The following is a 13,747-nucleotide window of genomic DNA, read 5'->3' as shown; positions in this document are numbered from 1 at the left end:
CCGCAGCAAACTGACATCATGTCCCTTGACCCCAGGAATGGAGACTCTTGGGAGCGGATGACCCAGGACGTCGCACTCGTTCGGCCCCCCTTATCTCGCCACGCCCTTGCCTCGACGCGGGAATCCCATGAAGTCGACCATTCGGAGCTCGGTCCGTGGTATCTGCTAGGGGCGCCGGCCGCCACGGCCACGACGAACCCGGGGCGGGCCTCTTCACCCGGATGCGCGAGGCGACCGGGACGGTGTACGGCGACATCGGCACATCCGTCCTGTACACCTTCATGGAGATCATCCGCGAGACGGTCTCGCTCAAGCACCACGCACACGGCGAGGAGCTCGCGGCGCTGCTCGAGAACGGAGGTGTGCTCGTGACCAGGACCGAGGCCCTCGGCGGCCTCAGCCTGGTCTTCTGGGCGCTCATCTTCCTGACGATCAAGTACGACCTGATCGTCATGCGCGCCGATAACCACGGCGAGGGAGGGACGTTCGCCCTCTGGGGGTTGCTCAAGGGCTCCACCGTCAAGGTCTTCGGCATCACCCTGATCGGCTACCTGGTGGTCGCCGCGGCGGGCCTGCTGGCGGCCGACGGCGTGATCACGCCGCCGATCAGCATGCTGGGCGCCTATGAGCCGCTCGGCGAGCCGCTGGCCGTGGCCGCGACGATCGTCAGCCTCTTCATCCTCTTCAAGCCCCAGTGGCGAGGGACCAGCAAGGTCGGGGGCCTCTTCGGCTGGTTCATGATGGTTGTCTGGTTCCCCTGGATCGCCGCCAAGGGCGTGCCCTGGGTGCTCCGACATCCGGACGTCTTCCTGGCGCTCGACCCGCGCTACGCGCTCGCCCTGCTGCGGGAGCTACCCGGGGCCGGGGTCTTCGTGATCTTCGGCGTGGTGGTGCTCGCCATCACCGGGGGTGAGGCGAAGTACGCCGACATCGGCCACTTCGCCAGGCACGGCGAGGGCCAGATCGTCGAGGGGATGAGCCTGGATCCGAAGGATTCCGGACGAATCCCGGTGATGTATTCGTGGTTCGCCCTGGTGCTCCCCTGCCTGGTGCTCAACTATGCCGGCCAGGTCGGTTACGTACTGGAGAAGGGGGTGCCGCCCCGGGCCAACACCTTCTATGCGCTCACGCCCTCGACCGGGGATGCCACGATCGACGGCGTCATCACGGCCGCGGACATGGTCATCTCCGCGATCGCCGCCTTCATCGCCTCCCAGGCGCTCATCACGGGCATGTTCTCGATCGTCAAGCAAGCGATCGCGATGGGATTCTGCCCGCGGTTCGCGGTCCGCTTCACGAGCCGCGAGGCGGAGGGGCAGGTCTACATCCCGGCCGTGAACTGGGCGATGTTCCTCGGCTGCGTGGCGATCACCGTCTCGTTCCGGACCGCCGGCAACCTCGCCGCGGCATATGGGATCGCGGTGACCGGGACCATGGGCATCACCACCCTCGCCTTCGGCTACGTGGCGCACTATCGCTGGGGCTGGAACCTCGGCAAGGTCGCGGCCGTCTGCACGCCGATCCTGGTGGTGGACCTGCTCCTGTTCGCCAGCAATCTCTCGAAGTTCACCCACGGCGGATACTACCCCGTAGCCATCGCGACGGTCCTGCTCTCGGTCATGCTCACCTGGCAATGGGGCCGCGCAGAGCTCGCGCGGGCCTTCTACGCCTTTGGCGTCCAGGGGGGGAAGAAGGTGAGCTGGCTGGTGGCGCTCCGCGAGAAGGTGGACGAGATTCAGCTCGCCATCAACGAGAACCTCCCCCTGGCGAAGCTCCTGGTCCAGGGCCGGCGACGGCTCGTGGAGACCGATCGCGCGTTCGTGTTCCTCTGCTCCCGACCGGTGCCGGACGTCGACGAGTACCTCCCGGTCTCCATGCGGATCTTCCTCAAGAAGTTCGGCGTCCTGCCGGCGCACATCACGCTCTTCCACGTCCGGCAGTTGACGGTGGCCGAGATGGAGAAGCATCAGCCCCGGTTCGAAGTGGTGGAGCTCGGCCGGAACATCGTCTCGGTCTCCGCGACCTACGGCTACCTCGAGCAGCCCGACATCCGCGGGGCGCTCCGCGAGCTGCAGCTCAGGGGGCGAATCGACATCCCCTCGGACCGCTGGATCATCGAGGTCGGCGAGGAGGAGATCATCATCGGCGACGACCTCGGGTTCCTCGATCGCCTCCGCGTCCATTACTTCCGACTCATCCTCAGGCTCTCCACTCCGGCCCACAAGTTCCTGGGACTCGACTACGACGCGGGAGTCTCCAAGGAAGTCATCCCGGTCGTCTTCGAACAAGAAAACGTGATGGTGGCCCTGCCGGAGCTCGAGATCATCGACGCCGAACCCCCTTCCAGGGTCGTCACCCCCTGATCGTGCGATCGCCTCGAGGTGCAGTCCCCCGCGCGGCGACGACCCGCGCGGCTTCAGCGAGCCGCGGGATCCGAAGACCGGGCGGGCGGAGCCGAGCCGATCCGCCGACCGGGGCAAGGTCCATCGCAGGTCGCTCCGTGACGACCCCTCAGGTGAAGGTGGCCGCGGGGAGGATCGACCACCTCGCCGTCTGCCGGCTGGCCCGGCGCGAAGAGGCCGACGGGGCGTCGTTCAATCGCTTCGGCTTCCTCGACGTCATGAAATCCGCCGACACCGGGGGGAGAGATCCGGCTGGACGCCATCACCCCACGCCTGGAGCCTGGAGTACGCAACCGCTCGCCGGCCGGCCTCACCGTGACCCTGGACGGCCGACCTGTCGCGATGGACGTTCGCGAGACCGCGAGCCTCAGGGGGCACACTTCGATCGATTCGGCATCGACACGACCGGGATCGACGTGATCGCGCAGGAGATCTTCCTGGACGATCGCAGCGAAACGAGCACCCGGTAGGTTGGTTCACGCGCACGCGATCAGGCGAGGATCTCCGTGGCGACGCTGCCGTGGACGTCCGTCAGGCGGAAGTCGCGGCCGCTGAAGCGGAACGTGAGCTTCTCGTGGTCCAGCCCCATCAGGTGGAGGATCGTCGCGTGCAGGTCGTGGACGTGCATGCGATTGGTCACGGCGTTGAAGCCGAGCTCGTCGGTCTCGCCGTGGACCATGCCGCCGCGGACGCCCCCGCCGGCCAACCACATGGAGAACCCCGTGCTGTGATGGTCGCGGCCCTTGGCCCCCTCGCTCGTGGGCGTGCGGCCGAACTCGCCGCCCCAGATGACCAGGGTCTCGTCCAGCAGGCCGCGGGCCTTCAGGTCCTTCAGCAGCCCCGCGACGGCGCGGTCGCTCTTCCGGGCGTGATCGCGATGGTTCAGGATGTCGGTATGATCGTCCCAGGGCTGGTCGTTGCCGTAGTACACCTGGGTCACGCGGACACCCCGCTCGGCCAGGCGGCGGGCGATCAGGCAGGCGTCGGCGAACTGTCCATCGCCGTAGAGGGCGCGGGTGGCGGGCGACTCGCTGCGGACGTCGAAGGCCTCGCGGGCCTCGAACTGCATCCGGTAGGCCAGCTCCAACGATGCGATCCGCGCCTCCAGCGGCTCGTCGCGGCCCCGGGCCTCCAGGTGGACCCGGTTGAGCTGCTGGAGGAGGTCCACCTGCTCGCGCTGCGCGGCCGGCGAGAGGTGGCGATTCCGGATATCACGGATGATCCGCTCGGGGTCGATGCTCTTGTTGTTGATGTGAGTCCCCTGGAATACACCCGGCAGGAAGCTGTTGCTCCAGAGCTGCGGGCCGACCACGGGCTTTCCCGGGCAGAGGACGACGAATCCCGGCAGGTTCTGATTCTCCGACCCCAGCCCGAACGTCAGCCACGAGCCGAGGCTCGGGCGGATCGGCTGCATGTTCCCGGAGTTCATCATGAGCAGCGACGGCTCATGGTTCGGGTTGTCGGTATAGAGGGAGCGGATCACGCAGAGGTCGTCCACGCAGGTCGCGACCTCCGGGAAGAGTTCGGAGACCTCGATGCCGCTCTGCCCGTGCTTCGCGAACACGAAGGGGGACGGCATGATGGCCCCCTTCTTCTTCCGATTCGGGTTGGCCATGGAGGCGGGCGCGTCCTTGCCCGCGTACTGCCGGAGCTTCGGCTTGGGGTCGAAGGTGTCGATGTGCGAGGGGCCGCCGTTCATGAACAGGAAGATCACGCGCGTGGCACGGGGCGGGAAGTGGGGCGGCCTCGCCGCCAGCGGGTTCGTCGGGACCACGGCCTCGTCCGCTTGCGCCGTCCCGCCAAGCCATCCGGCGTGCGCGAATGCCCCGGCGAGCCCGAGCGCCCCGAATCCCCCGCCGATCCGGGCGATGGCCTGCCGACGCGTCACGGGCGAACGTTTCGGACCAGCCATGGACACTCCCTCCATCAGTCAATGAAAACAAACTCATTGGTCCCGAGCAGCGCCTGTGAATACCGCTCCAGGCGGCCAAGGTCATTTGCGGCCCAGTCGCGGTCCGCGGCCGAGAGATACGCCCGGCCGATCCGGCGCTCGCGCTCCGTGGCCGGTCGGCCGTAGAGGAGCTCGTACGCCCCCCGGATCCGCTCGTCGTCATCCCGTGCGGAATCCCGTATCCGGCCGGCCAGCGCCCGGGCGCCATCCACCAGGAACTCGTCGTTGAGGATGACGAGGCCCTGGAGCGGCACGGTCGTGCGCGTCCGCTCCGCCCCGGTGATGTTCGGGTCGGGGAAGTCGAAGAGCCGGAGGATCGTCGCCAGGTCGTGGCGGCTTACCGCGGCGTAGTACGTCCGCCGCCGATTTCCGAGGTCGTCGAGGGACCTGGACGGCCCGCCGACGGCCGGATCCAGACGCCCGGAGACGGCCAGCACGGCGTCGCGCCAGGCCTCGACCTCGAGCCTCCGGCGATTCATCCTCCAGAGCAGCGTGTTCTCCGGATCAACCTCGTCGCCCCTGGCGTCGACCCGGGAGTCCTGCTGGTAGACGGCCGAGAGGAGGATCTCGCGATGGAGAGCCTTCATCGACCATCCCCCGGCCATGAAGGTATGGGCCAGGTGGTCCAGCAGCTCGGGATGCGAGGGTCGCTCTCCCAGGTTGCCGAAGTTGCTCGTCGTGCGGACGAGGCCGCGGCCGAAGTGGTGCTGCCAGATCCGGTTCACCATCACGCGGGCCGTCAGCGGATTGGACGGGCTCGCGATCGCCCGCGCCAGCTCCAGGCGGCCGCTGCCCGAGGCGAACGGCGCGGAGTTGCCGCCGAGGATGCTGAGGAAGTGTCGCGGCACCTTCGGCCCCGGGGTCGCCGGGTTACCGCGCACCAGGACGTTCGTGTCGACAGGCTTCTCGGAGTCCTTCAGCGTATGGACGACCGGATAGATGGGCGGGGCATCCTTCCTGAGCCGATCGTGCTCCGCGCGGAGCCTCGCGAGCTTCGCTGCGGAGTCCGGCGGCAGCTCCTTCTCGATCCGGTCCAGGTCCACGGCAAGCGGCCCCTTCTCCCCGAACAGGGCGACCAGCAAGGCCGCGTCCATGGCGTCGATCGCCGTGCCCGCTTCCCGCCGGCCGAGGACGGCCTGCAAGTGCGAATGGAAGGCCGTCGCGGCAGGGAGGACCGACCGCCGCGATTCGGCGTCGGCCTTCCCCGCTCCCGGGTTCGCGGCCCGGATCAGATCCGCCACGCGGGCCTGGTCCTTCGAGCGATCGAGCAGGCCGACCCAGCGCTCGAGGCGGCCCGGGTCCAGGCCCTCCCGCTTCGCCACCTGCCGCGCCGCCGCACGGCCGTCGCCCGGGCGACTCGCCCGCAGTTGGAGGGCTGCAACCACGTAGCGCACGGTTTCTGCCGCGCGGATCCGCGCCGACTGGTGCTGGAGGAGAAACTCGATCGCCCGCGACTTCGCCTCAATGGCGGCCTGCGCGGCGTCGTAGGCCTGGACCTGCTCGCGAGGTGCCGCGGGGACTTCCTCGTACTCGGTGCTGAGGAAGACGCCCGCCAGGGCGTAGTAGTCCGACGTCGGGATCGGGTCGTACTTGTGGTCGTGGCAACGGGCACAGGCGACGGTCAGCCCCAGGAGCCCGCGAGTCATGGTGTCGATGCGGTCGTCCACCTGGTCGAGCTTCTTCGGATCGCCGTAGTAGACCGGCCCCAGGGCGAAGAAGCCCAGGGCCGCCAGCCGGCCGATCCGGCCGGGCTCGTCCAGGACGTCGCCGGCCACCTGCTCGAGGATGAATCGGTCGTAGGGCATATCCTGATTGAAGGCGTTCGCCACCCAGTCGCGGTAGCGGAATCCGTTGGGATAGAGGCGGGGCTTGAACGAGTGAGCCTGGTCCTCGCCATATCGGGCGACATCCAGCCAGTGTCGGCCCCAGCGCTCGCCGTAGTGTGGAGAGGCCAGCAGGCGATCGACGACCCGGGCGAACGCCTCCGGCGACTCATCACGGACGAAGGCCTCGACCTCCTCGGGAGTCGGAGGCAGGCCGATCAGGTCGAAGGTAACTCGCCGCAGGAGTGTCCGTTTGTCCGCCTGCGGCGACGGCCGGAGCCCCTTCTCCTCCAGCCTGGCGAGGATGAAGGCGTCGATCGTCGATCTCGGCCAGTTCGTCGCCTTCACGGCCGGCAAGGCCACGTTGCGGACCGGCCGGAAGGCCCAGAAGTCCCGGTCCGCCTCGCTAACTGCCTGGCCGGAAGACGAGGCCTGAGTCCGCACCGGCAGATCCGTCGCGGGCCAGGGTGCACCTCGCTTCACCCATTCCGTGAGGGCGAGGATCTCGGCCGCCTCGAGCTTCCCCTTCGGCGGCATCTTGACCGCCCCTTCATGCCGGATGACCTCGATCAGCGGGCTGTGCATCGGGTCGTCCGCGACCACGGCCGGCCCCGTATCGCCGCCGGTCCGCATCGCCTGCGGCGAGTCCAGCCGCAGCCCCCCTTTTTGCTTCTTCTCCCCGTGACACTCGAGGCAACGCGCGACCAGGATTGGCCGGACCTTCGATTCGAAGAACTCCGCCTGGGCCTCATCCCCGGCCGGAGTCCCTCCGCGGACGACCGGCGAGGTCGCGATCAGCCAGGCCACGCCAATCCATCCGAAGAGTGCTCGCTTCACTTCCGGTCCTCCTCTCCCGCTCGGCGATGCCCGAGGAAAGCATACCCCGAAGGTTGGCCAATTGTCACACAATATACCCCGGCCGCACAGGGGCGAACTTGTGGCGGATTGACCGTACTCGGCGAGCGGCTCATACTCTGCCCCTGGGTCTCCTTGATGCCCTGACGTGTTCCTGGAGGACGTGATGATCCGTGGCTTGAGCTGGTTCTGCGGGTTGGCGATGGTGTCCGCGGCCCTCGGACAGGAACCCCCAATCGAGACAACCGCCGACCAGGTCGGACGTTGGCGGGACGACGTCATCACCACGCCCGTCAACCAGGTCCTCACGCCCTACGGTCGGCAAGTCGAGCTCGCCGGGCTACGTCCCCAGGCGCTGGCGCTCTCGCCGGACGGGAAGCGTCTGCTCGTCTCCGGCAAGACGAGCGAGGTCCTCGCGATCGACATCGACGGGGCGAAGGTCGTGCAGCGGATCGCACTCCCGCCGGAGACCCAGCAGGAACCCCCGAAGGTCGTCTCGCCGAACATCCTCCATCCGGACAAACAGGGGCAGGTCAGCTACACCGGCCTGATCTACTCTCACGACGGCAGGCGCGTCTACCTGAGCAACGTGGACGGATCGATCAAGGTCTTCGCCGTCGCCGCCGACGGCACGGTCGAGCCCTCGCACGTCTTCCGCCTGCCGGAGGCGAAGGCGCCCCGGCGCAAGGAGGAGATCCCCAGCGGCCTGGCCCTTTCGGATGACGACGCGCGCCTCTACGTCTGCGGCAATCTGTCCAACAAGCTCCTGGAGCTGAATACCGCCGACGGCAAGGTCGTCCGGACTTGGGACGTGGGCGTAGCCCCCTACGACGTCATCCTGGCCAAGGGGAAGGCGTTCGTCAGCAACTGGGGCGGCCGTCGCCCCGAGAAAGGCGACCTGACCGGGCCGGCCGGCCGAGGGTCCGTCGTCCGGGTCGATCCGGTCCGGTACATCGCCAGCGAGGGGTCGGTGAGCGTCATCGACCTGGCCGGCAATCGCGTCTCGAAGGAACTGATCACGGGCCTGCACGCTTCCGGCCTGGCCGCAACGCCGAAGCGCCGGTTCGTCGTCTGCGCCAACGCCGGCAGCGACAACCTGAGCGTCATCGACGTCGAGAAGGAAGCGGTCATCGAGACGGTCTGTGCGAAGGAGAAGCCCTCCGACCTCTTCGGCGCCTCGCCGAATGCTCTGGCTTTCGACGAGACCGGGCGGCGACTCTACGTCGCCAACGGCACCCAGAACGCAATCGCCGTCATCCACTTCGACCCCGAGGACAAGGGGGACACGAAGCTCGAGGGACTCATCCCGGCCGGCTGGTTCCCCGGTGCCGTGGTCCTCGACCCGCGCCGGAAGGCTCTCTGCGTGGCCAATATCAAGGGGCTGCCGATCGCGCCGAGGTCGCAGAAGGACGGGACGAAGGGCTTCAACTCCCACCATTACCACGGGTCGGTTTCTCTGATGCCATTGCCGTCGGCAGACGACCTGCCGAAGCTCTCCGAGCGGGTCGCGCGGAACATGCGACGGGGTAGCATCGCCCAGGCCGCGTTGCCGGCGCGCAAGGGCCAGCCGCCGCGGGCGATCCCGGAGCGGATCGGCGAGCCCAGCCTGATCGAACACGTCGTCTACGTGATCAAGGAGAACCGGACCTACGACCAGGTCCTCGGCAAGTTCCCACGCGGCCGGGGGCGTGCGGGCCTCTGCATCTTCGGGCCGGACGTCACGCCGAACCAATACAAGATTGTGGATGAGTTCGTCCTCCTGGACAACACCTACTGCGCCGGGATCCTGAGCGCCGACGGCCACGAGTGGAGCACCACCGCGTTCAGCACCGACTACATGGAGAAGTCCTTCGCGGGCTTCCCGCGGAGCTATCCCGACGGCATGGGCGAGGACGAGGCGGACGCCCTGGCCTATTCCCCCGCAGGCTTCCTCTGGGACAACGCCCTAGCCCGCAAGAAGACCATCCGCAATTACGGCGAGTTCATGGCTCCGAAGGTCCGCTGGCGTGACCCGAAGCGGAAGGGCAGCCCCGATTTCCTGTCCTGCTACCGGGCCTGGAAGGGCGAGACGAACGACGTGATCTTCGAGTGCGAGCCCTCGGTCGAGACCCTTCGCCCGTTCTCTCCCTCGGCGTATGTCGGCTGGGAGATGGCCGTGCCCGACCAGTACCGCGCCGACTTCGTCCTCCGCGAGCTGCAGGAATTCGAGAAAAAAGATGAGTATCCGAATCTTGTAATCATCTGCTTGCCGAACGATCACACGAGCGGCACGAGCTTCGGGAGCCCCACTCCTGCCGCCTGCATGGCCGACAATGACCTGGCGTTCGGCCGGATCGTCGAGGCCCTGAGCCACTCTCGGTTCTGGGCCAAGATGGCGATCTTCGGCATCGAGGACGACCCCCAGGCCGGCTGGGACCACGTCAGCGGCTATCGGACGACCGCGTACTGCGTCAGCCCGTATGCGAAGCGAAAGTCGGTGGTGGGCACCCAGTACAACACGACGAGCCTGATCCGGACGATCGAGCAGATCCTCGGCCTGCCGCCGATGAACCAGTTCGACGCCAGCGCCACGCCCATGTTCGACTGCTTCACGGACAAACCCGACCTGACGCCGTTCCAGTCCGTGCCCAACAAGGTCCCGCTCGACCAGATGAACCCGAAGCCGCACGCCATCCGGGATGAAGCCCTCCGCAATGACGCCGTCGTCTCCGCCACCTTGAATTTCCGGGAAGTCGACAAGGCCCCGGAGGACGTCCTCAACCGCATCCTCTGGCGGTCGCAGATGGGGACGGCGGTCCCCTACCCCGAATGGGCCGTGACGCTGGTGGAGGACGATGACGATTGAACTGCCGGCATTCCGCCCCTCTGGATTCAGCCGCGGAGATTCCCCGTGACATGGCGCCCCGGCAAATTGGATGACTACGACGATGAACAGGCCGTCCGATGGTACATCGACTCGTACTGGCACTGGCACATGACCGAGTTCGAAAAGCGCTGCGAGTCGATAGGGGCGATTCGCGAAAAGGCGAAGGTGAGTTCTTTTCGGTCACTCGATCAGCGTTCCGCCAAGGCGTGGACCAGCGCGGACGACGCTGTGCGTTCCGCCCTATCGTCCGGTCTTAACGCCTTCCTGGAAGGAGTCAGGACCCGGATATTCGACGAGTTCGGGGCCGGCACACTGGTCGTCAACCGATGCCCACGATGCGGCCGAGTGGTCCGCACGCCCCGGGCGCGGCAATGCCTGTGGTGCGCCCACGATTGGCACTTCGGCCGCGATCACGATCGGGCGTGATGGCCTCCCCCGAGCAGGCCCGCGCTCTCTCGTGTTCGTCCCGTCGCCTGATAGAGCCGGATCGTGCCCAGTCCCTCCGTGGGCAAACCGATCGATCTCCGTGCTACCCTTTCGCCGCCGGACCGAAGTAGGCGAAGTACGAATCGCCCTCGAGGCCGTCGCCGTTGCCATCGAGCCGGCGGCCGAGGGTGCTGGCCAGCCGGTCCGAGATGGTGAACCGTATCATCTGTTTCTTCGTGGGCACGGCCCGGGGCACGAGGGTCACGGCGCGGCGACCCTGGTCATAGGCGGCGGACTTGAAGCTCAGCGATTTGTCGTCGCGTGTATTGAAGCGGCGGTCGCGCCCGGCGTCGCTCATCGAGTACAGGGACTTCTGCTCGGCGCTGGCCGCAGCGAGATCGCCGTCGAAGGCCACCACGAGCGCCTGGACCTTCTTCCGACCAACCTTGACCTTGGTCCAGACGGCGGAAAGCACGCGAGGACCCGCCGGGGTAACGGGGATCACGCCTCCTCCGCCGCCGCTGGCGTTGGGGGCGGTGATCTCCACCAGCCGGAATGGGCTCGGCAGCGTGACTACGTTACCAGCGGGGTCGCGACCCCGGAGGCCAAGTCGCATCATCCCGCGCAGATCGGCGGGGATCGTCAGCGAATAGGCGACGATGCCGAATGGTCCGCGCTTCGTGATATCGGTCGCGAGCACGCGTCCCGATTCATCGATCAACTCGACGACCGTGCCCTCCTCCGCGCTACTTGCAAGCACACTACCCGCGGCCAACCGCCGCGCGGCCGCCTCTCCGGGATAGACATCGGTCGACAGGCCAAAGGGGAGGACCACGTTGGGCAATTTCGTGTCGATCGTCACGCTCGTCGCCGAGGAGAATGGACCCGGCCCGTTGACCGGATCGACGATCCGCGCCACCACCTGTGGCGAATCGTAGTTCAAGTTCTCCGCTTCGATCAGGCCGCTGGACGATCCGCGGCCGACCGGCCAGAGGCCGCCGAACGGGAGCCGATAGAAGAGCTCGACGAACTGGCCGGGCGCCGCCCCTCCGACCCGGAAGGAGGGCGTCGTGTCGTTCGTCACACCATCGCTGGCGCTAAATCCCGTATCGCTGGCCGCGTCCAGGACCGGGGCGGCCGGTGCGCCGGGGGCGGCGCCGAGCGGCTCGAGCCGGGTCACGAAGCCCGACCAGGACGTCCATACCGGCGCCTGCTGGACCCGCATCGATCCGAACAGTGCCTCGCGCAGGAAGGTCCCCGCAAGGGCGATGTCGCCGTCGGGCGCGAGACTCAGGGCCGTCGGCAGCACGAGCTCGTTGTACAGTGTCAAGGTGTCATATGTGCCTCCTGCCGTCGGGTCCCCGTCCACCTGCCGCATCCCGATCAGTTCCCCCGCCGCCCCCAGCCGCACGACCACGGCCCCTCTCGCGAACCTCCGATCCGCGAACCTCGCGAGCGGCGGTACCGACGAGGCGTCGTCGGGGAAGAGCGGATAGGGTGCCCCCGCGAACCGATAGCCCACGCCGAGGAGCACCCCGCCCCCGGGCATGGCCACCACCGGCGCCGAGGAGTACACCTGATCGTCGATCTCGCGAGACCAGGCCAGCGACCCGTCGGCGCGATAGTGCGCCACGAACTGGTTCCGCCCCCCCGCCGGCGGGGCCAGCACGCTCACCCCGGCTCCGGGGTCGAGATCGAGCGGGCCCTGAAGGGTCGCCGTGATTGACACCGCCCCGAAGGCATCCACGGCCAGTTCGTCGACCCGGCTGTGCGACCCGCTGAAGGAATCCGTCCGGAGCAGCACCTCGACCCTCGCGAAGGATCCATCCGCGCCGAGCCGCACGAGGTACGGGTCCGAGTACGAGCCCGCCTGGCGGGTCGTCCGAGTCGCCAGGCCCGGCCCGGGGTCGAAGTCGACCGTGCCGCTGAAGCCGCCCCCGACCACGAGCTGCGCGTGGGCGGCGTCCCAGGCCAGGGCTGTCGCCGAATTCGCCATGCCGATCGCACCGTCAACCTGAACGAGCGCTCGGGCCCAGCCGAGACTCCCGTCCGCGGCGTCGTACCGGGCGACAAAACCATCGCTCCAGACCGAGACGCTCGATAGCTCGGTCACCCCCGGCCCAGGATCGAAATCCATGGGGCCCGCGAACCCGCCGGCGATGTAGATGTGCCCCGCCCCATCGAGCGCGATCCCCCCCATCGTGTTGAAGATCGATCCGGAGAGCACGTTCGACCACTGATACATGCCATTGGTGTCGAGCTTCATCAGCACCAAAGACGCGTCCGACGAGACGGGCACGGTCCCCGGACCCGGATCCAGGTCGATGGTGCTCTCCTGCTGGTCCGGAGTCACCGTCCCGGCGAGATAGACCGCGCCGGCCGCGTCGACCGCCAGCGAGCTCAAGAACGCATTCCCCGGCCCGAAACCGCGCGCCCAACTGAGGCCGCCTCCGGGCGCATACTTTGCGACGAATGAATTGGTCCGGCCGGCCGTGTTCGTCAGCGTGGGCGTACCGGGGCCGGTCCCCAACCGGATCGTGCTGGAATACGTCCCGATGGCGTACAGGTTCCCCTGCGAGTCGAAGATCGAGGCCGCGACACGAGCATTCGGGCCGCCCGTCGGGTCGAGCCCCATGCCGGCCGCCCATCGGAAACCGGCATCCAGCAGTTGACGGGGCTCGACGGCCTCGAGCGAGGGGACTCGACGACGCAGGCTCCCTGGACGGCGTCGGGCGAGGCGGCTTCGTACCAACGGCATTTTCCATCTCGCTTCGAGGATCACGTCGGCTATCGGACGTCCGGGGCCTGCGTGCACAGAGCAATATTATGCAACTGGATTGCCCGCACGGGCGAGTGCATTTCGACGCCTTCCGTCCGGACTCGTCGCGCCGCCCTCATCGGGGATGAAGCATCCGCGCTTCCAGCCACTGCAGGAGTTCGGGCGGTGCGCCCAGCCTTGCGTAGTCGAGTCCCGTCCTGCCCGTTGCGTCGCATGCCGTCAGATCGGCGCCGTACTCGACGAGCATCCGGAAGATATCCCAGTGGTTCTCGATCGCGGCCATGGTAATCGCGCGTTCGCGTTCCACGTTCTCGTGATCCGGGTCGGCGCCGCGTTCGAGCAGGAGTCGCACGGCCTCTGCCTTGCCCCGCCACGACGCCAGCATGAGAGGTGTGAAGGGGTCGCGGTTGCGCAGCTCACACTCGATCGGAGCCCCCTCGTCGAGCAGGCTCCGGATCCGTGGAACATCGCCCGCCTCGGCCGCATGCAGGAGTTCCCCGGAGACCCACTCAAGCCATCGCTCGCGACGGGCGAGCTCGAGGGGAGCCGCAATGCCGACGGCAATGACTGCGACCAGCACGAGCAGCGTGCGGATGCGGAGGGTTCGCCATCGGCGAGGCGCGGGGAGGAACGCCATGGAGGTGC

7 protein-coding genes are annotated in these 13,747 nt (G+C 67.7%); 3 read left to right on the top strand and 4 right to left on the bottom strand.

From position 1 onward, the window contains the following. Window positions 1-155: 155 nt before the first annotated feature. Together G6O54_RS02270 and G6O54_RS02265 are read left to right on the top strand one after the other, a co-directional pair. Entirely contained in the window at window positions 156-2,363 is a 2,208-nt protein-coding gene (locus tag G6O54_RS02270) for a KUP/HAK/KT family potassium transporter (RefSeq protein ID WP_250846681.1), read from the top strand. A gap of 137 nt (window positions 2,364-2,500) precedes the next feature. Next, window positions 2,501-2,872 (top strand): hypothetical protein, encoded by a 372-nt coding sequence (locus tag G6O54_RS02265; protein ID WP_165219704.1) that lies wholly within the window; start codon window positions 2,501-2,503, stop codon window positions 2,870-2,872. Between the two features lie 20 nt (window positions 2,873-2,892). On the opposite strand, the gene G6O54_RS02260 is transcribed toward G6O54_RS02265, so the two are convergent. Next, window positions 2,893-4,314 (bottom strand): DUF1501 domain-containing protein, encoded by a 1,422-nt coding sequence (locus tag G6O54_RS02260; protein ID WP_165219702.1) that lies wholly within the window; start codon window positions 4,312-4,314, stop codon window positions 2,893-2,895. Window positions 4,315-4,328: 14 nt separating this feature from the next. Beyond that, the gene (locus tag G6O54_RS02255; RefSeq protein ID WP_165219700.1) at window positions 4,329-7,013 is read right to left on the bottom strand and encodes a PSD1 and planctomycete cytochrome C domain-containing protein; all 2,685 of its coding nucleotides are present in this window, start codon (window positions 7,011-7,013) and stop codon (window positions 4,329-4,331) included. Between the two features lie 184 nt (window positions 7,014-7,197). Between G6O54_RS02255 and G6O54_RS02250 the strand changes: the two genes are divergently transcribed. Next, complete coding sequence (locus G6O54_RS02250) at window positions 7,198-9,876, top strand: bifunctional YncE family protein/alkaline phosphatase family protein (RefSeq protein WP_165219698.1); 2,679 nt, start codon at window positions 7,198-7,200, stop codon at window positions 9,874-9,876. A gap of 550 nt (window positions 9,877-10,426) precedes the next feature. On the opposite strand, the gene G6O54_RS02245 is transcribed toward G6O54_RS02250, so the two are convergent. Continuing rightward, window positions 10,427-13,081, bottom strand: a complete 2,655-nt coding sequence (locus G6O54_RS02245) for an Ig-like domain-containing protein (protein WP_165219696.1) — start codon at window positions 13,079-13,081, stop codon at window positions 10,427-10,429. Between the two features lie 136 nt (window positions 13,082-13,217). Beyond that, a complete protein-coding gene (locus G6O54_RS02240; RefSeq protein WP_165219694.1) occupies window positions 13,218-13,739 on the bottom strand; it encodes an ankyrin repeat domain-containing protein in 522 nt (173 codons plus the stop codon). Window positions 13,740-13,747 lie beyond the last annotated feature (8 nt).

The sequence above is a fragment of the Aquisphaera insulae genome, from assembly GCF_011064615.1.
Classification (GTDB): Bacteria; Planctomycetota; Planctomycetia; order Isosphaerales; family Isosphaeraceae; genus Aquisphaera; species Aquisphaera insulae.
This window is presented reverse-complemented; position numbering and strand designations above follow the sequence as displayed.

Excerpts from the sequence above, each read along its gene's own strand:
- G6O54_RS02260 (WP_165219702.1), bottom strand. The coding sequence starts at position 4,314 with ATGGCTGGTCCGAAACGTTCGCCCGTGACGCGTCGGCAGGCCATCGCC.
- G6O54_RS02250 (WP_165219698.1), top strand. The coding sequence starts at position 7,198 with ATGATCCGTGGCTTGAGCTGGTTCTGCGGGTTGGCGATGGTGTCCGCG.
- G6O54_RS02245 (WP_165219696.1), bottom strand. The coding sequence starts at position 13,081 with ATGCCGTTGGTACGAAGCCGCCTCGCCCGACGCCGTCCAGGGAGCCTG.
- G6O54_RS02240 (WP_165219694.1), bottom strand. The coding sequence starts at position 13,739 with ATGGCGTTCCTCCCCGCGCCTCGCCGATGGCGAACCCTCCGCATCCGC.